This is a genomic window from Frankia sp. R82 (assembly GCF_023716925.1).
Classification (GTDB): Bacteria; Actinomycetota; Actinomycetes; order Frankiales; family Frankiaceae; genus Frankia.
Map to the genome: position 1 here is coordinate 1 of NZ_JAMQQG010000301.1, position 23,416 is coordinate 23,416.

Here is a 23,416-nt window from a genome sequence, read left to right on the forward strand (position 1 = left end):
AACGCCGCACACAGATCCCGGCCCATCCCCGCCCGCTGAGCACCCTGACCAGCAAACGTCAACACCACCCGCCCCGCGCCGGGCACAGCTGAGGACCTCGCATCCCCAGCGGCCACGACCCGCAGCCCCGCCACGGCTTCGTCCCGATCCGCGGCCACCACCGCGGCCCGGAACTCCCACACCGAACGGGACGTCAACAACGCACGCCCCACATCACTCAGACTCGACACGGGCTGCTGCTCGAGGAAATCGGCCAGCTGCCCGGCAGCAGCGCGCAGGCCTTCCGGCGACCGCGCCGACACCACCAACGGCACCACACCCGGCACATCCGAGGGAGACTCGACAGCCGTATCCGTGATGCCAGGGGTGTCGGGGGCTTGTTCGAGGATGACGTGGGCGTTGGTACCGCTGATGCCGAACGAGGACACGCCGGCGCGGCGCGGACGGCCGGTCTGCGGCCAAGCCTGCTCCTCGGCCAGGATCCGCACGTTCCCCGCCGTCCAGTCGACCTTCGACGAAGGCGTCTCAGCATGCAGAGTCCGCGGCAGAACACCGTGCCGCATCGCCAGAATCATCTTGGCGATCCCCGCGACCCCAGCCGCCGCCTGAGTGTGGCCGATGTTCGACTTCACCGACCCCAACCACAACGGCTCCCCGCCCGCACCGCGATCGCCATACACCGCCAACAGCGCCTGCGCCTCGATCGGATCACCCAAAGCCGTCCCCGTGCCATGAGCCTCGACCGCATCCACCTCAGCCGCAGACAACCCAGCGCTCGCCAACGCCTGACGAATCACCCGCTGCTGCGAAGGACCATTCGGAGCCGTAAGCCCGTTGGAGGCGCCATCCTGATTCACCGCACTGCCCCGGACCACAGCCAGGACCTCATGCCCAAGCCGCCGCGCATCCGACAGACGCTCCAACACGAGCATTCCGGCGCCCTCGGCCCAGCCCATGCCATCCGCGGAATCCGAGAACGCCTTGCAACGGCCGTCGGCGGCGACGCCACGCAGCCGGGAGAACTCGACGAACACGCCTGGGTGAGCGATCACCGTCACGCCGCCCGCCAGCGCCATTGAGCATTCACCCGCCCGCAACGCCTGGGCGGCCAAGTGCAACGCCACCAGTGATGACGAGCACGCCGTGTCCACACTCACCGCCGGGCCCTCCAAGCCCAGCACATACGAGATCCGCCCCGACGCCACACTGTGCGCGTCACCGGTCGACCGGTACCCGTCCAGCTCCGGAATCGGCACCACCGCGTCGGCGGCGGTCTGGTAGTCGTTGGCGATCAGCCCGGTGTAGACGCCCACGTGCCGGCCCCGCAGGGAGGACAGGTCGATCCCAGCATGTTCGAGCGCCTCCCACGAAGTCTCCAGCAGCAGACGCTGCTGCGGATCCATCGCCAACGCCTCACGCGGACTGATCCCGAAGAACCCCGCGTCGAAGCCCGCCGCGTCGGTGAGGAACCCGCCCTCACGAACGTAGGACTTCCCCGGCGCGTCCGGGTCGAACAGGCCGTCCAGGTCCCAGCCCCGGTCGGTGGGGAACTCCCCCACCACGTCCGCACCCGACGACAGCAGCTCCCACAACGCGGCCGGGCCGTCCACACCTCCGGGCAGCCGCACCCCCACACCCACGACCGCCACCGGCTCGTCCGTCGCCGCCGTCGCGGGCGTGGCCGCGAGTGCGGGCGTTTCCCCGGCCACCTGGGAGGACAGGAAGTCGGCCAGAGCCGACGGGGTCGGGTGGTCGAACAGTGCCGAGACCGAAAGGTTCAGCCCGGTCAGCGAGGCGAGCTGATTCCGGAGGGCGACGGCCCGGGCCGAGTCCAGGCCGAGGTCCTTGAACGGCCGCTGCCGGTCGAACACGTCGTCCCCGACGGTCGAGGCCACCTCGCGGTAGATCAGGTCGCGCAAGAACTCGGTGGCACCAGCCACGGCGAGTCGGTCGTCCTGCGTCACGAACTCGGTGATCGCCATCGTGGTGCCCGAGGAACGGACGGCGGAGTCGAACGCCTCGGCGAGCTCGACCGCCGACAACGGATCCGAGAGGCCCGTGCGCAGGAAGCCGCCGGTGACCGCCCAGCCGTCGCACGTCAGGGACAGGACGCGCCGGTCCGGTGAGTCGTGACGGCGGGCGAGCACGTCTATGGGCTGCGAAACGGCGTCGGCGCAGAGGACGACCGTTCGCGCTGACGACGCGGTCACCAGGTCCTCGACGTTCGGCGCCCCTCCGCGGGCGGGGTCCTCGACGTGGACGAGGCCCGTGATCCCCGCGTCCGGCGTGTCGGCGGTTCCCAGGACGACCTCGATGCCGGTCCGCCGTCCGATGCCGTCGGCGAGCATGCCGACGTGGTCCCGGTACTCAGCGGTGTCCACGAGCACGAGCCGGCTCACGGAGTACCGGTCGGCGAGCAGGTCCGCCACCGCCGCCCCGAGCGTCGTGGCGGCACCCGAGATCATCACGGTGTCGGACGGCCCGAACCACGGGTTCGGGGCGCCGGCGCGGGTCCCGCTCCGGCCGATGGGCAGCATCGTCTCTCCCCCGTCCGCGCCCGGGATGCGCGTGGCCGCCGTCGCCCGGCCGACGCGGTTGACGGCCAGGAGCCGGGCGGGCGTGTCAACGAGGAGATGGCGGGCGATCTTGCCCGAGCCCGTCCGCGGGATGCGCCGCGTCTCGTACAGCTCCTCGGGGATCTTGTGGACCGACAGCCGTTCGCGGCATCGGGCCAGGACCCGGGCGGGTTCGAGACCGCCGTCGCCGGCGACCAGGAAGGCGACCGGGACCTCACCGAGGACGTCGTGGTGCTTGCCGGCGGCCGCGACGTCCGCCACCCCCGGGACCGGCCGGATGGCCTCGTCGATCTCGCTGGGGTGGATGTTGACCGCGCCCCGGATGATGAGTTCCTTGATCCGGCCGGTGATCTGGAAGAAGCCCTCATGGTCGCTGCGGGCCAGGTCGCCGGTGCGGTACCAGCCGTCGCTGAACCAGCCCTCGGTCTCGGCCGGGGCATCGTGGTAGCCGAGCATCAGGCTCGGCCCCCGGACCCAGACCTCGCCTTCCTCGCCGGTGTCGACGTCGCGGTCGGCGACGGGGTCCACCAGCCGTACGTCGAGACCGGGGACCGGACGGCCGCAGGACCCGACCGGCGCGGGCTCGTCGAGGCTGCTCATGGTGATCGGCCCGCACGTCTCGGTGCTGCCGTAGGTGTTGAGCGCGGCGACGCCGAATGTGTCCTCGATCTCCGCGCGCAGGGTGTCGGAGGTGACCGCACCGGCGACGAGGGCCAGCCGCAGGCCCAGGGCCTCAAGGGGCTGTGCCCGGGCCTCGGCGATCAGCAGGTGATACATGGCCGGGACGCCGGACAGGATGCTGAACGGCTCCCGGCGCAGGGTGTCGAGCACTTCGTCGGCGGCGAATCCGCTCACGATGTGCGCGGAGGCGCCTACGACGGTCACGCCGAGCAGGCACAGGCAGTGGGCCAGGCTGTGGTGCAGGGGCAGCGGCCACAGGATGCGGTCCCGCTCCTCAAGCCGGGCCATCGGCACGTAGCTGGAGGCGACCGACCACAGGCAGCTGCGCTGGGTGCACAGGACGCCCTTGGGTCGGCCGGTGGTGCCCGAGGTGTAGAGCATCCAAGCCGGGCCGTCGAGTCCGAGGCCGTCCCGGGCGGGGGTGTCGGGTTCCGATCCGATCAGGTCGGCGAAGGAGATGCTTCCGGGCGCGCTTCCCACCGCGACGATCTCGCGGACGCCGCTGCCGTGCGCTGCCCGGCGGACCTGATCGGTGTAGGCGGCCCAGGTGATGACGACCTTCGCGCCGCTGTCGCCGAGATAGTAGCGCAGTTCCTCATCCGTGCAGTCCGGTGAGAGCGGCACGCCGATCGCCGCCGCGCGGACGACCCCCAGGTAGCTCTCGATCATCTCGACGCAGCTACCGAGAAACAGCGCGACCCGGTCCCCGGGCTCCACGCCGAGCGCGGCGAGGTGCCCGGCGAGACGGGCGGTGTCGCGGTCCAGATCGGCATAGGTCACGCTGCCGCGCGAGTCGGAGTAGGCGATCTTTCCGCCGAGGCGGGCGGCGTTCGTCCGGACGATCTCGCTCAGGGGTCGAACCAGCTCGGTACGCAACTGCCATCACCTTCTGTGATCAGGATTCCGGTGCGGGCGCTCGTCCGGGAGGCGAGCGGGCGGGTCCCTACTTCGGGGACCGGACGCCCATGAACAGGCGGAGCAGCCGTGTCGTGACGGCGTTACCGGCGATCCGGAGGAAGATCATCCGAAGCGTGATCGCGAACTCGCTGGGCGGGAGGAAGAAGCTCTTCCGGCCCCGGCGGGCCTGCGCCTGGATGCTCAGCGCGATCGGGCGGAACTCGGCCTCCCACGCGCGCAGGGCCGCGGTGATGTCCCCGGGATGGCGTTCCAGCACGTCGCCGAGGAGATCGGCGCCGCCGACGGCCAGCGAGGCGCCGTAACCCGCGTAGAACCCGGTGCACCACGCCGCGTCGCCGACGAGAACCACGCGGCCCTGGCTCCAGGTGTCCATCTTGATCTGGCTCACCGGCCCGTAGTAGGCCGACGAGGCGGTCTCCACCTCCCTCAGCAGGGCCGGGACGGCCCAGCCGAGATCCTCGAAACGGCGCCGGACCGACGTGAACACATCGGTGGCCAGGTCGCCGCGCAGGTCGGTGCTCTCCCACAGGAACAACACCGAGAAGGAGTCGCCCAAGCGGCTGACCGCGAGCATCCGGCCGACTCCGCTCAGGAGGTGCTCGACCCCGGTGTCGACCGGGTTGCGCTCCACGTTGTAGATCGCCAAGAGGTCACCGAAGTCGGTTCGGAACTCCGCCTCCGGACCGAAGACCAACTGGCGGACGACCGAGTTGACACCGTCAGCGCCGATTACCAGGTCGAAGCGCTCGCGGACCCCGTTCGACAGAACGACCTCGGCGACAGAGTCGTCCTGGGTGATGCTCGACACAGTCGTGCCGTACTCGATCTTCACCTCGCCGTCCAGCGCGTCGAGCAGGATGCTCTCGATCTCGCCGCGCGGGACGTGCAAGGTCGGCTCGTTCATCAGCGCCAGCTGCGTGGCCGCCGGCCAGACGGCACGCAGCCGTCCGTTGGTGTCCAGCATGTGGATGTCCTCCCACGGCAGCTGCGCCTCGACGAGCCGCGGGAGGATGCCCATCCGCTCGGCCGCCTGGTAGCCCACGCCCCGGAAGCTGATCCACGTCCCGCCGCTGCGGCTGCTGGGAGCCTTCTCCACGACCAGGACCTCCCAGCCGCCCCGGTGCAACCTCAGCGCCGTGGACAAGCCGGCGATGCCGGCGCCGACGATCAGCGCCCGGCCTGCTTCCCGCCGTTGAGTGGACACTCAACCCTCCATGCCGTCGAGTTCATGAATGCGCGGTGCCGTCAGGTGGGGACGTGAGGGCGGCCGGCGCCGGGAACGGCCGACGTACTCGTCGGCGAAGGCGATGGCGCTGCTGCCGCCCTCGGCCAGCCGCGTCAGGCTCGCGATCCGGCGACGGTGGTCGAACGGGGTCGCGTCCGCCGCAGGGTGGAACAGCCAGGTCAGCCAGGCGGAGAAGTCCTGGGCGCGCCAGACCGCGCGCAGGCGCGTGGCCGAGTAGCCCTCCAGGGGACCGTCCTCGCCACGGCGGTACCACGTGACGAGGGCGTCGGCGAGCGCGCTCGCGTCCTCGAGCGCGACGTTCAGGCCCTTGGCGGCGGTGGGCGGGAAGATGTGCGCGGCGTCGCCCACCAGGAACAGCCGGCCGAACTGCATCGGCTCCGCGACGGTCGACCGCAGCGGAACCCTGACCTGCTCGAGGATCGCTCCCCGCTCCCGCGTCCGGCTCACGTCGACGTACAGCCGTTGCGCGAGCTCGTCCCAGATCCGGGACTCCGGCCAGTCGCTCAGCTCGTCCCGGCCGTCGGTCTGCAGGTAGAGGCGGCTGATCTCGGGGGTGCGCATGCTCTGCAGGGCGAAGCCGCGCGGGTGCACGGAGTAGACCAGCTCGGGCGCGAAGGGCGCCGCGCTGACCAGCAGCCCGATCCAGTTGAACGGGTAACGCCGGCTGTGGAAGGTGAGGGCCGCCGGGGGGATGCTCGCGCGCGACACGCCGTGGTACCCGTCGCAGCCGGCGATGAAGTCTGCCTCGACGACGACCTGCTCCCCGCCGGTCGTGAACGCGACCGACGGGCTGGCGCCGGCGATCCCCGCGAGCCGGACGTCCTGCGCGCCGAAGTACAGCGAGTCGCCGCCCGGCGGACGGGCGGCGAGCAGGTCCTTGACGACCTCCTGCTGCCCGTAGATGTAGGTCGGCTCACCGATCAGCGCCGCCGTCGAGATCCGCTGGCTGGTGGTCTCGAAGCGCAGCTGGAAACCGTCGTGCACCAGGCACTGGCGGTCCAGCCGGTCAGCCAGCCCGGAGCCGCGCAGCAGCCGTACCGTGCCTTCCTCGAGCAGCCCGGCTCGCACTCGCCGTTCCACATGCTCGCGGGTGCAGCGTTCGACGATGACGGAGTCGACCCCGTGGGCACGCAGTTCGTGCGCCAGGAACAGCCCCGCCGGGCCGGCGCCGACGACGGCGACCTTCGTCCGCAGTGTCCTCATCGCCGCGGCCGGGCTGGATCTCGCAGCACGGCCCGCGCCTTGAGCAGCATCTCCTCGTACTCGTCGACCGGGTCCGAGTCGAGCACGATCGCTCCGCCCGCGCCGATGAGGACGGTGTCGCGCCAGAAGACGGCCGTCCGGATCACGATGCTGAGGTCGGCCGACCCGTTGTACCCGAAGTAGCCGAGCGTCCCGGAATATACGCCGCGGGCCTCGGACTCCAGCCGGTCGGTGATCTCGACCGTGCGCAGCTTGGGCGCTCCGGTCATCGAGCCGCCCGGGAAGCTCGCCTTCACACAGTCGATGGCGCTCACCGCCGGCCGCAGCCGCCCGCGGATCGTGGAGACCAGCTGGTGCACAGTGGCGTACGACTCGGTCGCCATGAACTTCGGGACGTGCACGCTCCCGACCTCGCAGACCTGGCCGAGGTCGTTGCGCACGAGATCGACGATCATCAGGTTCTCGGCCCGGGTCTTGGCGCTGCTGGTCAGCTCCAGCCGCCGGGACTCGTCGGTCGCGGGATCGTCGCTGCGGGCCGCGGTGCCCTTGATGGGCTTGCTCTCGACCATGTGATGGCGGTCGATCCGCAGGAAGCGCTCGGGCGAGGAGCTCAGGATCCGCAGCTCGCCGAACCGCAGGAACGCGCTGTAGGGAGCCGGGTTGGTGCGTCGCATCCGCAGGTAGAAGGAGAGGTCGTCGCCCGGGACCGCGGTCCGCAGCATGTTGGTCAGACAGACCTCGTAGCTCTCCCCGGCCCGCAGCTGCCGGTGGCACTCGGCGATGTCGGCGAGGTAGGTCTCCCGGTCCCGCACGAAAGAGGCCGGGACGTCCACGTCGGGGCTCGGGCCGGGCTCGGGCGGCACCGGCCCCGTCGTCTCGAGCGCGTCGATGGCGGAGGCCGTTCGGGCCAGCCACGCTTCGGCCTCGGCGACGGACTCCGCCCCCGGCCGGCACAGCGCGACCAGGTACGTCCGGTACTCGACGTGGTCGACGACGACGAGCCGGTCGGCGCGCATCCACTTCGCGTCGGGGGTCTCAGCCTTGTGACGGTTGACGAAGCCGCAATGCTCCTTCATCTCGTACCCGAAGTAGCCGACGTACCCGCCGTTGAAGTCGAACGGCACGTCCAGCTCGACCCACGACTCGGCCAGGCGCCGGCTCAGGACGTCGAAGATGTTCCCCTCGACCAGGCTCTGGACGCCGTCCGGAGAGTCCACGACGACCGTGTCGTCGGTCACCGCGTAGGTCAGCACCTCGCTGAGCGGGCCCGAGGCGTCGCCCAGGTACGAGAACCGCGCCAGGCCGCGCTCGCACCGGTTGCTGTCCAGCCAGAACGAGTGGGAGCTGTTGCCGTAGAGACCGACGTAGACCGTCTCCGCGTCGACCTCGCGTTCCAGGGTCGCCACCCGGGCGACGAACGTGCTGTCACCGTCCGCGTGGGCCACAGACGCGCCGCCGCAGCCGACGCCGCGGTTGCGGGTCAGGTCGCGGAAGTTCTCCAGGATCCGGGCGCCGTGCTCGGTCGCCACAGACTCCGGGTGGAACTGCACCCCCCAGTGCGGCCGGCCAGTGTGGCGGATGCCCATGATCTCGCCGTCCTCGGCCCAGGCCACCGCCTCCAGAGACGTCGATGCCAGGGAGTCCACCGCGAGGGAGTGATAACGCACGCCGGTGAAGTCCTGCGGTACGCCTTCGAACAGCCCCTCGCCAAGGTGGCTTATCCGGGACAGGTGGCCGTGCCGCGGCGCGCGCGCCGACCGGACCTCGGCGCCGTGGAACAGCGCGATTCCCTGGTGACCGAGGCACACACCGAGCACCGGGAGATCCGGCAGCGACAGGAGCCTGGCGGCGTCACCGAAGTCGCGCACGCCCCGTGGATGACCTGGCCCAGGAGAAATGACAACGTTGTCGAACTGCCGAATGAAAGCGTGCTCACTTAGCACCGGATCGTCATTGCGCACCACGACGGGATCCGCGCCGTTTATCTGCGCTATCAGCTGGAAAAGATTGTAGGTATAGGAGTCGTAGTTGTCCACAAGCAGCGTGCGCACATGGCCAACAGGCGGACTGGTTCCGTCCGCCGGGCTCACCAGCTGCACTGAGACCTCCAGACAACGACCAATTGCACGGAGAAGAGGAACAGCTAATTTTTACCGAGGCGCCAATTTCCGGTCAACCAGCAACACCTTGCCTAGGGGCCGCCAGGCCGCCTCTAGGGGCTGCGCCCGTCCTTCGGCGCGTGGCGGCCATCCGCCTAGCCGCGGGCCTGGTCCTCGAAGATGGAGACCTTCTCCGACGTGAAGGCCAAGCTCGACCACCCCTTATGCGGCAGCATGCCCGCGCCGATTTGACCGACTCGGGAACGTTTATCTGGAACGAAAGGCCAGCCAGAACCGACCCCTAGTAATTCGGAGCCGACCCCCTAGTCGGCCTGGAACCAACCCCTAGTCGCTGGGCCCCGCCGCTCTGCATTCAGATTCTTGATCAAGGAGCCCGACCAGTGAAGATAGGGGTTCCCGGAAACGGCGGCGCAGGCGAGCATGGACGCGATTCGATGCTCCGCGCGGTCGGCCTTCGGCGATCGGGCGCGATCAGACCGTGCTGCCGTGAGACTGTGGGAGGACTGGTACATATGGCGGACCGACCATTACCACTTGCGGACCTGACGATTATCGACATCTCCACCGTCCTGGCGGGGCCCTTCGCCGCGCAGCTGCTCGCCGACTTCGGTGCGAGAGTGATAAAGGTCGAGCATCCGTCCGGCGATCCAATGCGCCGTTTCGGGCCCGCGGCCGACGGCGTACCGCTCTGGTGGAAGGTGCTGAACCGGAACAAACAGGGAATCGTCCTCAACCTCAGCACTCCGGAGGGCGCGGCGGAGTTTCTGCGCCTCGCGGCCAACGCGGACGCTGTGATCGAGAACTTCCGGCCCGGGACGCTCGAGCGGTGGGGCATCGGCCCTGAGAAGCTGAAGGAAGTAAACCCTGACCTTGTCGTAACCAGGATCAGCGCGTTCGGTCAGGACGGCCCGTATTCCCCGCGCCCCGGGTTCGGCACGCTGGCGGAGGCCATGGGCGGTGTAGCCGCGCTCCAGGGCGGGTCGAGCGGGCCGCCCGTGCTGCCCGCGTATCAGCTCGGCGACACTCTCGCTGGCCTCTACGCGGCCTGCGCCACCCTCATCGCCCTGCACGCCCGGGCCCACATAGGACAGGGCCAGACAGCAGACGTCTCGATCACGGAAGCCGTGATCAGCATCCTGGGCCCCCTTTTCGCCGTCTACGAGAAGCTGGGCACCAAACCGACGGACCCGGGCCCGGCACCCGCCGGGCCACGCAACGTGTACCGCTGCAAGGACGGAAACTGGATCGCCGTCTCGGCCTCGGTCACCTCCGTCGCCGAGCGGGTTCTGCGTCTCGTGGGACGGGGCGACCTGGCGGACCAGCCGTGGTTCCAGCATGGCACCGGGAGGGGCGCGCACCGGGTCGAGATCGACGACGCGGTGAGCCGATGGGTCGCCGACCGTGATCGGGACGAGGTGATCGCGGCGTTCGAGCGTGCCGAGGCGGCCGCCGCCCCTGTCTATCACATCGACGATATTCTGCAGGATCCGCATTTCCAGGCCCGCCGCACACTGGTGAACGCTCCCGATGTCGATCTCGGGACGATACGTATGCCGAACGTCGCTTTCAGGCTCTCGGCGACGCCAGGACAGATCCTGCGGGCCGGCCCTCGGCTGGGCGAGCACACCGAAGAAATCCTGAAGCCGGTCGCGAACGACGAAGGATCCTGCGGCGAGGAGTAAGAGGCATTAATACTTCGCAGATAGAACATCCAGTCTTCCGGAGCTGCCTGTATGTGCCGGGCCACCAGACACATCTCATAGAGCGTGCCTACGAGTCCCAGGCGGACGCCGTCATCATGGACCTGGAAGACGCGGTGCCGATCACCGAGAAACCGCGCGCCCGGGAGACCGCCTCGCGTATCACCGCGGCGCTGCCCCCCAAACCGACCTTCGTACGAGTGAACTCGATGGCGTCAGGGCGCTGCGAGGCCGACGTGCGGGCGGTCGCGGGCCCGGGACTAAGCGGGGTGCGGCTGGCGAAGGTCGGCGGGCCGGACGATGTGAAGCATGTCGCGCTCCTGCTGGCCGAGGCGGGCTGTACGGCCTCCATCCACCTGCTCATCGAGACCGCGTACGCGCTGGAGATCGCTTTCGCCCTGGCGACGTCCTCCCCTGCCGTCGGCATGCTGAGCCTGGGGGAATCCGATCTGTGCGCCGACCTCCGCATCACAGCCGAGGGCCCGACTATGGACGCGTGTCGCAGCCGAGTGGTCATCGCGTCCAGAGCGGCCGGTCTGCCGAGCCCGTGCCAGAGCGTGTTTCTCGACATCTACGACACCGACGCGCTGCTCCGCACGAGCCGCAGCGCCAAGAATCTCGGCTTCATGAGCCGAATGGCGCTGCACCCCATGCAGATACCCGCGATCCACGAGGTGTTCACTCCGACGCCGGAGGAGATCGCAGACGCCCAGGCGGTATTACGCGCGGCTGAAATCGCCGAGGGAGAGAACCGGTCGGTCGTCCTCAACGAGAGGGGCAGCGTCATAGCCCCGCCAGTTCTCGCGAGCGCGCGGAACGTCCTGCGGCTCGCGACGGCCCTCAATCTTGTCGAGGCCTCCGCATGAGCACAGTAGCGGCCCAGGACACGATGCTCGGCGCCGTCATGGCCGGCGTCGAGGTCTTCGATCTGGCGCAGCCGCTAACCGACGGAATGCCCTGCTCGCCGAATCACCCTGGTTTCAAGATGGCCTTGACCAGACGGCATGGTGACATGGTCCGCGCGGACGGCGGCTCCGCGGCCAGTGAAATAATTGTCACTGGCGGCCATGTCGGCACGCATATTGACGCCCTCGCGCACGTCTCGCACAACGGGAAGATGTACGGGGGCATTGACTGCGCCACGGCACAGACGGGAGGGAAGTTCACGATCCATGGCGTGGAGACCATTCCTCCGATGGTCTGCCGGGGTGTGCTGCTTGACATCGCGGCCCGGCATGGCGTCCCGTCGCTGCCCGCGGGCTACGGGATCACCGCGCAGGACCTGGCCGATGCCGCCAAGCAGGCCGATGCCCTGCCCACGCCGGGCAGCGTCTGCCTTGTCAACACGGGCTGGAGCCAGTGGTGGGACGACCCCGCCAGGTATCTCGGCGTGCGAACCGGGGTGCCCGGAGTCACCACCGAGGCGGCCCGATGGCTGGCCGCGCACCAGGTCATCGCGGCCGGCACGGACACGACCGCGTTCGAACAGATCCTCCCGGGCCGGGGCCATGCGGTCCTGCCGGTCCACCGCATCCTTCTGGTCGACCATGGCATCCACATCGTCGAGCACATGCGACTCACCGACCTGGCGCAACGGGGTATCGGGGAGTTCACCTTCGTGCTGGCACCGCTCAAGATGATCGGCGCCACGGGCTCTCCGGTCCGGCCGCTCGCGATCGTGAGCCGCCAATGACCGGCGCCGGGCGGGCCCTGCTGCCGGGAGCTCATCGACATGACTAACGCACAGGCCCGGGGAGGCCTCCTCGACGAGGTCGGTGATTTCGCCGAGCACGTGGCGGCCGCCGGGCTGCCGGCACACCGCCTTCGGCAGTCCGCGCGGGCGGTCTTCGACACGGTCGGCAATATGGTCCTGGGGTCGGCGCAGCCCCTGTCCCATAACGTCGCCCAGGCCACGCAGCACTGGGGCCAGGACGAGTCCGCCTCGGTAATCGGCCAGTGCCGGCGCGCGCCCGTGGGCACCGCGGCGTTCGTCAACGGAACGTTCGCGCATTCGATGGACTTCGACGACACTCATCTGCCCTCCGTCCTGCATCCGAGCGCATCAGTCGTCCCGGCCGTGCTCGCCATCGGTGAGGCTACCGGGGCCGCTGGTCCGCGGAGCCTTGCCGCGATCGCGGTGGGAACCGAGCTGTGCATCAGGCTGGGCATGGCCGGATACGACGCCGAGAACGCCAATTCGATCTTCTTCGACCGGGGACAGCACGCCACGTCCATCTGCGGCACCATCGGGGCCGCGGTCGCGGCGGCGATGCTGCTGTCCGGTGACTCCCGCTCGGTCGTCGCCGCGGCGTCGATCGCCGCCAGCATGGGGTCCGGGATCATCGAGTGCAACCGGACCGGCGGCACGGTAAAGCAGATTCACACCGGGTGGGCGGCACATTGCGGGATCGCGGCCGCCCAGCTGGCCGCGTCCGGCATCACCGGGCCGCCCACCGCCCTTGAGGGACGGTTCGGCTTCTTCCAGGCCTTCTGCGGTACGCGCGCGCGGCCGGAGACGGTCACCGCCGACCTCGGCCAGAACTGGCACTCCGACGCCCTGCGTATCAAGCCGTACCCGTGCAACCTCTTCACCCACGCCGGAATAGACGCGGCCGTCGAACTCAGGACGCGCGGTGTACGGCCGGCGGAGATAACGGCTCTCAGGCTCGGCGTTCCCGGGCCCGTTCTCCGGACAATCGCGGAGCCCGCGGAAATCAAGGCGGCACCGACCAGCGGCTACGGGGGCGCGTTCTCCGGCCCGTACACCGTCGCAGCCGCCATGTACGGAGGCGGCGGACTCGGGCTGTATATCGACGACTTCACCGACGAGGCCGTCCGGCGCCCGGACATCCTCGCGCTGGCCGCCAAGGTCACCTGCTACGCCGATCCGGAGTGCACGGCGCTCTTTCCTCGCCAGGTTCCCGCGACGCTCACCGCGCACCTCGCCGACGGACGCGTCGAAGAATCCACCCGCCTGGACGGCCGCGGCGGTCCGCGGCAGCCATTGAGTGACGACGAGCTTTCGCTGAAGTTCGGACTGAATCTCGCGAACGCTCTCGATGACGACTCAGCCGGGCACCTTCAGCGTGAGATCTTCCAGCTTGCCAGCCACTCGTCACCGCGATCGGTGATGCGGCTGCTCCGCACGGCGGACAGCTCCCTTCGCGCCAGCGCTGGCTGAGGTACCCAGGCCGAACTCTCCAAGTCCGGCAGATCCGGAAGGACACCATGACGGAAAGCACCGATGGCCAGCGATGGGAAGTACTCAATCCGGCCATCCGCCCGACGGACCCTCAGCAGTACCTTCGAGCCGCCGTGGAATGGCACTTCGGGGAGGAGACGGGTTCGGCGTTCTGGCTGAGGCGAGCCAGGACGCTGGACTTCGATCCGCTGACCACCATTCACAGTTACGACGACCTGCGGCGATTCCCCAACATCGTCGACGAGCTACGGGAAGTTCCGGTCGAGGACCTCATTCCGCGGGGCTACGGTCCCAACCCGCCGGCACCACGGGTCTTCGAGAGCGGCGGTACCACGGGCGCACCCAAACGCATCATCTTCATGCCCGACTGGCTGGAAAGCGCGCTCGACCGGATGGAGAAGGGGCCGCAGTTCGCAGGCCGGCGGCCGTCCAACCTCCTAGTCGCCATGCCGACCGGCCCGCACAAGGCCGGGAGCCTCTATGACTACATCGCGGCTCGGCAGAACTTCGTCAAGTTCAGCATCGACATCGACCCCAGATGGGTCAAGAAGCTCATTAGCCGGGGCGAGACCGACCAGGCGGCGAGGTACGTCGAGCACGTACTCGACCAGATCGAGCATGTTCTGACCAGCCAGGACGTCGGGGCACTGGTCATCACGCCACCGCTGCTCCTCGCCTGCTCGCGGCGTCCGCAGCTAGTCGAACTGATCAACACCAAGATCGAGCTGATCACCTGGGGTGGCGCCCACATGACGCTCGACCAGCGGTTCGAACTCGAGCAGGTGATCTTTCCGAAGCCGCGTTTCCTCAGCAGGTACAGCAGCGCCTTGATCCTCGAGGGCGCCAGGCAGCGGCCGGGCACCAGCCCGGACGAGGAGATCATCTATGACCCGGGCAGTCCTGTCTCCACCTTCCTGGTCGTGGACGGGGAGACCGGCGAGCAGGTGCAGTACGGTCAGCGCGGCCAGGTGATCATGAATCATGTCAGCAAGGGCATGTTCCTGCCGAACAACCTCGAACGCGACACCGCGATCCGTGTCCCGGGTCCGCCAGGCCAGATCGGCGACTCTGTCTCCGCTCCGAAGCCGGTGGAGACCTTCGGCGGCGAGGCGGTCATCGAGGGAATCTACTAGCATTCCGCGGCCAGTATCCCACGGCGGCATTCTGGTTTGTTTCGTCCGCCTTGCTGGTCGTGTCTGGTGCGGCCTTGGTGAGGTAGTCGGCGGGGATGACGGCGCCCCCGTGCGACGGACACGCCCGTGAGGAGTCCGGCGGCTCGGCTGCCTTCCGGCGAGATTCGGCTTCTGAGGATTCGGAGACGACACCATGCTTGATTCCGTCGAGGGCGGCCTCGTGGTCGAGACCTCGTCTGGGCAGATACGCGGTTTTTTTGACCGAGGAGTACCCAACTGGCGGGGTGTGCCCTACGGTCGCGTCGAGCGGCGTTTCCGGCCACCCGAGCCGGTGAGGCCGGCCGGCGCGCTCGAGGCGAACCGCTGGGGAGCCGTCAGCTGGCAGCTTCCGATCCAGCTCGGCAGGGGCCTGTACCGGGTCCCGCTGGACGGACTCGTCGAGAACGAGGACTGCCTCAACCTGAACGTCTGGTCACCTGGCCCGCGCCAGGATGCCCCGCTCCCCGTCCTGATCTGGCTTCATGGTGGCAACCGGGTATACGGCAGCGCCAGCAGCTGGATTGACCCATGGCACTTCGCGGCTCGGCACGGCGTCGTCGTCGTGACGGCGAACTATCGCCTCGGCCTGTGGGGCTGCCTCTATCTGGGTGGCCACGACCAGGACTTCGCGGACAGCGCCAACCTTGCGATTCTTGACCAGGTCATGCTGCTACGTTGGATAAAGGACAACATCGCTCGCTTCGGCGGTGACCCGGCGAACGTCACGCTGTTCGGCATGTCCTCGGGTGGCTGCGATGTGGCGACGCTGCTCGGCACACCCCTGGCTCACGGGCTGTTCCACAAGGCCGCGATCTACAGCGGGAACGCCGAGGTGCCGGTGTCCGAGGACACCGCCGTCCGCTTCACCGAGGAGTTCCTCGCCGCGGCCGGGCCACTGGCGAGCTCGCCGGACGACCTGAGCAGGCTCCCGAACGTGGGCCTGCGTCACATCCACGGGAAGCTGCTCGAACGGGGTGTCAAGGTCCGCTACGGCCCTTTCGTCGACGGCTCCGTTGTGCCCAGGCCGCCGCTGGAGACCATCAGGGACGGGGGCGTCGCCGGCGTCCCACTGCTAATGTCGGTGACCTCGAAGGAGGCAGGGATCTACGTCGCCATGGGTGACGAGGTCTTCAGTCGAGCCTATGAGGCACTGGACGTCGGAGCCTCTTCCGGTGATCAGGAGGAAATGATTGAACTGCTTTCGGAGAGAAACTTTCTGGAACCCACCGACCGACTGCTGCGGGCGGCTCAAGATGCCGGCGGGACTGTTTGGTCGCAGCGATTCTGCTATGCGCCGACCAACTCGAACTTCGTTTCCCACAATCCTTCCCTGGCGGCATGGCCAGCACACGGCACCGACATGGCCTCCTTGTTCGTCGACACTCAGGGCAATGACGGGACGAAGACGGACCGCCTTGTCGGGGAGCTGGAACAGAACGCGCTGATCGCATTGACTCGGCACGGGTGTCCGCCCTGGAGGAATTGGACCCCGGAGGAGCCGGTGACCTGCCAGATCGCGGCGCCCGACAGCCACGGGCCAAGGCCTGCCGGCAGGTGACGGCAGCGGCCTGGTCCTGGGTTGGATGCCTCGGCGAGATGACCCGGGAGCCCTAGGCCGCGTGCCCTGGTCGAGCCGTCCACCGCGAGCGCTGCAGGTCACCGCTTCCTTGACCGAGCCTTCAGTACCCACACACCACTGAGGAGAAAGATCGCGATGAGTACCGACACCAACGCGCCGACGGGCTCGGCGTCAAGCCCGCTCGCGGACCAGCAGCAGGCTCCGCAGGTCCGTCGCCGGTGGTGGGTGCTCGCCGTCGTGTCGGTCGCGCAGCTCATGCTCGTGCTCGACGCGACGATCGTGAACGTGATGCTGCCCCAGGTGCACGACGCGCTGCATCTGTCCACCACCGGTCAGCAGTGGGTGATGAGCATCTACGTGTTGCCGTTCGGTGGCCTGATGCTGCTCGGCGGGCGGCTGACCGATGTGGTCGGCAGGCGCCGGGTGCTGCTGACCGGCCTGGTGCTGTTCATCAGCGGCTCGCTGCTGGCCGGCACCGCCACCACCGCGACCCAGCTGCTGATCGCCAGGGCGATGCAGGGCATCGGCGCCGCGGCCGCGTCACCGGCCGCGCTGTCGATCGTGGTCACGTCCTTCCCCGACCAGACCGAACGCACGAAGGCGCTCGGCACCTGGGGCTCCGTGTTGGGGATCGGCGCCAGTATGGGCGCGCTGCTCGGCGGCCTGCTGGTGCAGATCGACTGGCGGTGGGCGTTCTACATCAACCTGCCGGTCGGCCTTGCGGTCATCGGCGCGGTGGCCGGCCTCGTCGCGGGCGGCGGCCCTGACCGGCGCAGGCCGCCATCGGACCTCGGCGGCGCACTCACCATCACCGGCGGGCTGCTGCTGCTCGTCTACGGCATCGTCAGCTCCACCATGAACGGCTGGACGAGCTGGCAGACCGTCGGGGCGTTCGCGGTGAGCGTCGTGCTGCTCGCCGCGTTCGTCCGGATCGAGCAGCGCCACCGCGCGCCGCTGGTGCCGCTGCGACTGTTCGGTAAGCGCAACGTGATCGCGGCGAGCCTCGGCCAGCTGGTCTCGGCCGGCATCATGCTGCCGACATTCTTCCTGCTACCGCAGTACATGCAGGGCGTGCTGCACTACAGCCCGCTGCAGACGGGCTTGGCCTACATTCCGACCAGCCTGGCGATGTTGTTCGTATCGGGTGTGGTGGCCCGCGTGATCCCGAAGACCGGCGCGCGTGGACCGTTTCTCGTGGGCACGGTGCTGCTGGCCGGGATGCTCGGACTGATCGTGAACGCCACGATCGACTCCGGGTACTGGACGTTGCTGCTGCCGGTGACCGCGCTGCTCGGTATCGGGCTCGTGATCTGCATGATCACTATTCCGGTGGTCGGCACGGCCGACGCGACCGAGGAGGACGCCGGCACGACATCGGGCATCCTCAACGCCGCCGCCGAGGTGGGCGGCGCGCTCGGCCTCGCAGTGGTGGCCACGTCAGTCGGCGCGCGCTCGGCGGAGCTGGTCGGCCAGGGTGTCGATCCGGTGCATGCGCTCAATTCCGGCTTGCAGCGTGGTTTCGCGGTGCTCTTCGTGTGGGTCGGACTGAACCTGCTGATCGGGCTGCTCGGCCTGCGAGGCAATGCAGCCAGCCGCCTCCGAGCCGACTGATTCCCAAGCCGCCTGGCCTAACCCAGTTCGGGTGCGCCAGGCGCAGGCACTACGACAAGGATCTTACGGAGTATTAACCCTACAGTCCGCTGTGGAGCACTCGTCCTGCACGTGCCAGGCGGGCGTTTCGACGCTCGTGCGCTCAGGTTCGCCTCGAGTTCGGAGAGCGGCGCCGACGAGAGTGACCTCACCCGCTTACTGGCGAAAAACGCAAAGGGTGCACAGGCGATGAGTCTCGCCGTTTCCCCTCAGACCGGTGTCTATCATTCGGTGCAGGCGGTCGACGAAGGTGACTTCCAGAGATGGGCCGCGAGTTCACCGCAACGCCACGTTGTCCGCGAACGCCCTGCCGGCGCCGGTGCGAGGGCGGACCGAAATTGACCGCGGGACCAGGCAGGGCCACGCGGCCCGGGCGGCGCGCGGCGCGCTGCACCGCCGCCAGGACCTGGCGATGCTGACCGTCACCGTGCAGCAGTACAGCACCGCGTTCGCTCGCTCCTACGTGCCGGTGCTCAAGGTCGGCTCCGACGGGGCGAACTCGATCTAGGCGAGTACCGTGTGCGGAGGACTTGCTGATGGCACATGGCGACCGCTGCCGGACGCGACGCGGTTGCCGAGCACCGCAGGAGCCGGTTCCAGTCCAGGGTGAGCCTGAGCGTGGCACAGCGCCAGGTGGTCGCCGGCACCCTGTGTTGCACGTTCGACGTCGTCGTCGGCGGCATCAAGACGCCTGCGGGGGGCTGCGACCGCGGCCAAGCTGGTCGAGTCCTCGCGCGTGGGAGGCGCGACCTGGTGGGACGAACGGTAGCTCAGGGGGTCGAGCAGCGACCTGGACTGTCACCTTCGGCCCCGCCCTGTGCCACCTCGAACAGGGCCCAACCACGATTCTGACCGGACCAGGCTGGGATGCGACGGCGACAGCCCCTATGAAGCCCGCGATGCGGTGGGCCCGGTGGCGCGGCCGGCCAACTTGGAAGAAATGTGACGAACAGCTGCCTTCACGGAGAGCGACCGTAGGGAAGGTCAGCGTAAGACGCCGGGCATTGTACGAACCAGCCAAGTACGCCTGACTATCTGCGGATGGTCTTGGCTAGCCCGCCGCAATCATAGGTACAACGTATCTGCCCAGGTTGGAGGCTAACTGCGGAGCGTGGTGGACCATGTGTACCAGCATCCGAACCGTTTGATCTTGGTTGCTGGCCCTGAAATCGCTGTCCGACCGGTCGCTACCCGGGCCCTGACCAGCGGCGATACCCAGTGACCGCGTCGACTTCTACATCATCTAGCGAATCGAACATATGTCCCGAATTTCGAGTGGGGTTGGATGCTTCGGCCCGGCTCGTGACCGTGATCGTCGGTGTCGTGGTCGCGTTGACGTTCTGCTTCGGGTTCGGCAATGTGCTCGCCCTCGGGCTGCGTCTGGGTGTTCCGATGTGGATCGCGCCGTTGGTCGCGCCCGCCGTGGACCTGTCGGTCATCGGCCTGCTGATCGGCAGCCAGCGACTCTCGGTGAACGGCGGGCCCGTGGAGGTGCTGCGCGCGGTGCGACGCCTGCTGCTGTTCGCCAGCTTGGTCACCCTGTCGCTGAACATCGCCGAACCGTTGATCGCCGGTCATTACGGGCGTGCCGCGTTCGATGCGGTCGGCCCGCTGCTGCTCATCGGCTGGGGCGAAGTAGCACTCGGCCTCCTTCAGGCCATGCAGACCAGGGATGCGGATGCTTCTGGCACCGGTCCGCTGGCGTCCGATACCTCGTCCGGTCCGGCTGAGCGGGATCAACCTGCCTCTTCTGGCCATAAGCCTGATGGGTCTGGGGGGCAGTCGAAGGAAGCTCGTGACCAGGATCTGCTGCACCGGGCGCGGGCCGAGGACGTCCTGCACTGGCAGGTCCATCAGCGTCCTATTTCCGCTGAGACGCTTCGTAAACGTCTCCATGTCGGAACTGATACGGCCCGGAAACTGGTGGCGCAGCTGCGCAGCGACACCCACTCCACTCTTCACGGCCAAGCGCCACGCCCGTCCGCGCCGTAGCCGAGCCTACGAGGGCTCCGTAGGTAGCTTGGCAGGTACCGGATTGACTCCCTGCCACGGCCTCGCATCGGATTTCTTCGCGGCAGCTGGACCAGCCGAAGGTTCAGGTCGCGTCTACTCGGCGAGGAGATGCTGGTCGCTGTGGGGGCTCGCGAGGCCGAGCCAGGCTTCAGGCCCGTGGGTGCGCAGGGATACCGCCCGGTCGACGGTGGATGCCCAGTCCAGAGGGGGGCGGTGCGAACGACGGCGAGGGTGTTGAGCGGGCGAATCGCATTGGCGAGGAGATTTTCCAAGTCTCCCCGCCGGGGCCATTGTTGCTGGGGAAGGCCGTCCACGAACAGCACAGGCCACACCTGCCGATCTTGCTCGGCGAGGTCGCTGGCGATGAGCTGCGGCAGCAGGAGGAGGGTCTGCTCGATGGTCACGGGAGGGGTCCGTCAACGCCAGCTGATCCCAGGTCGGCGAGGGGTGAGCCGCGTCCAAGGGTCGGCGCTGTCCCTGGGTGCCGGTGAGCCAGCGGGCGAGGTCGGCCAGCCGGCCCCGGCAGCGGAGTCAGTCGGTGGTCCGTCCGAGGTCGGTGTCGCGGAAGATGATGTCGGCCGCTCAGATCACGAGCAGGTACCCGCCGTCGAGGCGCTCCGCTGGATCTTGACTCGGTCCTGTCGATCACGAGCTGGCTGGTGGGGTCAGGCGGATCCAAAGGAATTGCTCCAACGCTGAGACGAAGTCGCCGGAGGACAGGCCGTGCGGTAGAGCAGCGGCAGCACCTCGCTGATTGTCGGGGAGCGGCGGCGGCACCACGGCGGCAGGATCGCCGAGGAGACGCGCTTGCGTTCGCCGGTGGCCGCATCGACGCGGCGGTCATTGACCCGAGGGGCGGTCACGTCGACAGCCCCGGCTGCGGTCATCACCCACCGCGGCTGGGCGTGGCCGTTGCGCACGACCAGCCGGCGACCGCGGTCGTCACGCTGATCCGTGAGCTCGGAGATATGGGCGTCGACCTCCGTCTCCAACGCGGCGGCGAGCATCTGCCGGGCACCCTCACGAACGATCCCATCGATCAGCGATGGGCTACCCGGCGGACTTTTCTCGGGCGTGTTCTTTTCGGGGACCATCGTGGGCACGAGCGCGCCTTTCTGACCGGCGCGTCAATGCCGGCCTGACGGAGACCTCAACCTTAATCGCTGGGGAGGTGCGCCCTCGCCAGCCGGTCTACAGGTCCCCACCATTGCTCTTGGCGAGCACGACCTACTTCATGTCCGACGGTCTCGTCCGGCTGCCAGGAACGCCTACGGTGACGATGTGCCTCGGGACCGAGTCGCCGGGCACGTCGAAGACCGTGTGACCGATAAGAGCGCTCAGGTGTGGCGGCGCCCCGGTGGGATCGAATGCCTTGTGGCGCAGCGAGACCAGGAATCCGATGCGGATATCCGTGGTCTGATATGTGACCGCCTGCTTGAGGTACGCCTGCTTGTCACTCAAGGGCTGCCTCATCGAATCGACTTTCATCTCAATACAGAGGCTGAATCCGCCGAACCAAAGTCGCAGGTCGATCCGCCCTCCGCCGACATGCTGCTCTTCGTATCTCGTGATAGCGCCATGGCTACTAGACTGCAAGAAGCCAAGAAGATCCTTGTGGATGTCCCCCTCGATGGCTTTCGGGTCGAACAGGTACGGGTATAGGTCCGATTGGGCATTGGTCCGTGAGCTGACGAACTGGACGACCAGCCGGAGAACATCGTCCACGGCGCGCCTCGGCTCTTCAACGTAATCAGGACTGGCCTCCAAGAAGGTTTGGATCCTGTCGTACACCGTCTTCTCGACCAGGTTGAGGCTGTGCTTGCCGATGGTGGCGTCGCTGACCGCCTTGGCCAGTTCGGCGAGGGTCTCGGGCGAGATTTTCTCGGCGAGTTCGATCGCCGCTGCGGATCCGGGTCGGACCAGCTGATTGAGTGGCTGCGGCAGCGACGCGGTCGCCGTGCCGCTACCGCCTTTTCCCGGCCCTGCACCGGCCAATGCTTGCGCCTTCGCCGCTCGAAGGACCGTCTGCGCGGCGGCGAGCTTCTCTGCGACCTCGCGTTCGCGGTCACCCACCGCTGTCGCGGCTTCCTGCTCCAAGGCGTGGGTGTGATCTTCAAGGTTGCTCAGCAGGCCCGCGGTTCTGGCGAACCCCGATTCGATGACTGGCTGGACGAGCCTGAGCAGGCCGTCGATGTCCTCCTCGTGGGAGACCACCGCGGTGGAGCGCGAGCCCATGTAAATCTGGAGCAGGTCGTCGACGACGACCTCGGCCTTGTAGAAGCTGTCCCGTTTGAACTCCTTCCGGAGCCTGCCCAGGTCGTCGGCCAACCGAGTCCACGCCAGCAGTGCTGCCCGCTTCGGATCCCCGTACCAGTGGTTTAGGCCCATGGTCGTCACATTGATCCGGCGAACCCGCTCAACCAGGTCAGCCAATGCGTGTGGTTCGAGCCGAGATGTCGACAGGGCATCCACATCCGGCCTCGCCGAGGACTCGTCGAGGAGTGCGCACAACACTTCGACCACGGTCAAGAGGATGCTGGCGTCCTCACGTTCGTAGGTGTCCCAGGCGATCTGCAAGTACCCCGCGGACGCTTCGAGGTTGCGCAGCATGCGCGGCAGGTCCGCGGCGCGGAGTGCACCGACCAGCTCAATTCCCGCCAGCACCCACGCAGCGTCGGAGGCGACATCCTCGGGATCGGCGTCTGGACGCAACCGGCCGGCAGGTGGGTCGATCCCGGCGACGAGGCGTACAACGCTGGCGAGGCTTGCGGCGTGCGGCCAGTGGTCGACGGCGACACCGACGGCACGGACGACCGCAGTGGCGAGCGGCTTGGGCACCGGCGCGTCGAAGCGCTCCAAGAGAGCCAGCAACGCGAATGGCGATCCGATCCCACACAGGGCAAGCCGGGTCCGGGCCTCCAACACGCCTGCCGTTCGCAGGGCGGCACGGCGGTCCGGATCTGGCGAGTCAAGGAATTTCAGGACAACGTCTTCCAGCGCCTTGGCTAGACTCGCGCCAACCTCGTTCAGCGCGGGTCCGCTACCGAGCAGAGGCTCCAGACTGTCGATGAGGATGGCCGGGTTCATGGTTGAGGTGACCGCAGCCGACACGCGGCGCATGGCTTCCGCGTAGCTGCCGGTTCGGCCGCCGGAGTTCGCGGCTTCGCGCGCGACCAAGTGGACCAGCGGCGTGAGCACCGGGCTGTCAGCGAGATCAGCGGCATCCCGAGCCAGTCGCTCCCAGCCACCGAGCGTAGCGAAAACGTCCTCGGAAGGCGGTTCTCCCGCGCTTGCCGAAAGCAGCGCAGCGAGGTCCCCCTCCAGCTCAGGGGCCGCACCGCCGCTCATAGCGTTCC

At 68.2% G+C, this 23,416-nt stretch carries 14 protein-coding genes and 1 pseudogene; 9 read left to right on the forward strand and 6 right to left on the reverse strand.

Features of this window, described 5'->3' with window-relative positions; all coding sequences use genetic code 11:
- From ND747_RS24090 to pabB, 4 genes are all read right to left on the reverse strand, one after another.
- The coding region (locus ND747_RS24090) for a beta-ketoacyl synthase N-terminal-like domain-containing protein (protein WP_285901036.1) at positions 1–4,133 on the reverse strand (4,133 nt) is incomplete at its 3' end.
- Positions 4,134–4,200: 67 nt separating this feature from the next.
- A complete protein-coding gene (locus ND747_RS24095) occupies positions 4,201–5,379 on the reverse strand; it encodes an FAD-dependent oxidoreductase (RefSeq protein ID WP_251736468.1) in 1,179 nt (392 codons plus the stop codon).
- Positions 5,380–6,624, reverse strand: a complete 1,245-nt coding sequence (locus ND747_RS24100; protein WP_251736469.1) for a 4-hydroxybenzoate 3-monooxygenase — start codon at positions 6,622–6,624, stop codon at positions 5,380–5,382.
- Positions 6,621–8,675, reverse strand: coding sequence for an aminodeoxychorismate synthase component I (gene pabB, locus ND747_RS24105; protein ID WP_251736470.1), 2,055 nt, complete (start codon positions 8,673–8,675; stop codon positions 6,621–6,623). Before pabB ends, ND747_RS24100 begins: the two co-directional genes overlap by 4 nt.
- A gap of 581 nt (positions 8,676–9,256) precedes the next feature.
- Between pabB and ND747_RS24110 the strand changes: the two genes are divergently transcribed.
- The 9 genes from ND747_RS24110 to ND747_RS24150 all read left to right on the forward strand — a co-directional run bounded on the left by ND747_RS24110 (position 9,257) and on the right by ND747_RS24150 (position 20,039).
- Entirely contained in the window at positions 9,257–10,426 is a 1,170-nt protein-coding gene (locus ND747_RS24110) for a CaiB/BaiF CoA-transferase family protein (RefSeq protein WP_251736471.1), read from the forward strand.
- Positions 10,427–10,473: 47 nt separating this feature from the next.
- Complete coding sequence (locus ND747_RS24115; protein ID WP_285901040.1) at positions 10,474–11,310, forward strand: CoA ester lyase; 837 nt, start codon at positions 10,474–10,476, stop codon at positions 11,308–11,310.
- Entirely contained in the window at positions 11,307–12,137 is an 831-nt protein-coding gene (locus ND747_RS24120; RefSeq protein ID WP_251736473.1) for a cyclase family protein, read from the forward strand. Before ND747_RS24115 ends, ND747_RS24120 begins: the two co-directional genes overlap by 4 nt.
- Positions 12,138–12,176: 39 nt before the next feature.
- Positions 12,177–13,625, forward strand: a complete 1,449-nt coding sequence (locus ND747_RS24125; protein ID WP_251736474.1) for an MmgE/PrpD family protein — start codon at positions 12,177–12,179, stop codon at positions 13,623–13,625.
- A 47-nt stretch (positions 13,626–13,672) separates the two neighbouring features.
- Positions 13,673–14,779, forward strand: coding sequence for a phenazine antibiotic biosynthesis protein (locus ND747_RS24130; protein ID WP_251736475.1), 1,107 nt, complete (start codon positions 13,673–13,675; stop codon positions 14,777–14,779).
- Positions 14,780–14,972: 193 nt separating this feature from the next.
- The gene (locus ND747_RS24135) at positions 14,973–16,376 is read left to right on the forward strand and encodes a carboxylesterase family protein (protein ID WP_251736476.1); all 1,404 of its coding nucleotides are present in this window, start codon (positions 14,973–14,975) and stop codon (positions 16,374–16,376) included.
- Positions 16,377–16,532: 156 nt separating this feature from the next.
- Entirely contained in the window at positions 16,533–18,008 is a 1,476-nt protein-coding gene (locus tag ND747_RS24140; RefSeq protein WP_251736477.1) for an MFS transporter, read from the forward strand.
- A 289-nt stretch (positions 18,009–18,297) separates the two neighbouring features.
- Positions 18,298–18,555, forward strand: a complete 258-nt coding sequence (locus ND747_RS24145; RefSeq protein WP_251736478.1) for a hypothetical protein — start codon at positions 18,298–18,300, stop codon at positions 18,553–18,555.
- Positions 18,556–19,265: 710 nt separating this feature from the next.
- Positions 19,266–20,039, forward strand: coding sequence for a hypothetical protein (locus ND747_RS24150; RefSeq protein ID WP_374216313.1), 774 nt, complete (start codon positions 19,266–19,268; stop codon positions 20,037–20,039).
- A 699-nt stretch (positions 20,040–20,738) separates the two neighbouring features.
- Here ND747_RS24150 and ND747_RS24155 read toward each other — a convergent pair.
- Both ND747_RS24155 and ND747_RS24160 read right to left on the reverse strand, forming a co-directional pair.
- Positions 20,739–21,154: pseudogene (locus ND747_RS24155) on the reverse strand (transposase); the annotation flags it as partial.
- Positions 21,155–21,287: 133 nt separating this feature from the next.
- Complete coding sequence (locus ND747_RS24160; protein ID WP_251736479.1) at positions 21,288–23,408, reverse strand: hypothetical protein; 2,121 nt, start codon at positions 23,406–23,408, stop codon at positions 21,288–21,290.
- Positions 23,409–23,416 lie beyond the last annotated feature (8 nt).

Excerpts from the sequence above, each read along its gene's own strand:
- ND747_RS24140 (WP_251736477.1), top strand. The coding sequence starts at position 16,533 with ATGAGTACCGACACCAACGCGCCGACGGGCTCGGCGTCAAGCCCGCTC.
- ND747_RS24135 (WP_251736476.1), top strand. The coding sequence starts at position 14,973 with ATGCTTGATTCCGTCGAGGGCGGCCTCGTGGTCGAGACCTCGTCTGGG.
- ND747_RS24100 (WP_251736469.1), bottom strand. The coding sequence starts at position 6,624 with ATGAGGACACTGCGGACGAAGGTCGCCGTCGTCGGCGCCGGCCCGGCG.
- ND747_RS24110 (WP_251736471.1), top strand. The coding sequence starts at position 9,257 with ATGGCGGACCGACCATTACCACTTGCGGACCTGACGATTATCGACATC.
- ND747_RS24125 (WP_251736474.1), top strand. The coding sequence starts at position 12,177 with ATGACTAACGCACAGGCCCGGGGAGGCCTCCTCGACGAGGTCGGTGAT.
- ND747_RS24120 (WP_251736473.1), top strand. The coding sequence starts at position 11,307 with ATGAGCACAGTAGCGGCCCAGGACACGATGCTCGGCGCCGTCATGGCC.
- ND747_RS24130 (WP_251736475.1), top strand. The coding sequence starts at position 13,673 with ATGACGGAAAGCACCGATGGCCAGCGATGGGAAGTACTCAATCCGGCC.
- ND747_RS24160 (WP_251736479.1), bottom strand. The coding sequence starts at position 23,408 with ATGAGCGGCGGTGCGGCCCCTGAGCTGGAGGGGGACCTCGCTGCGCTG.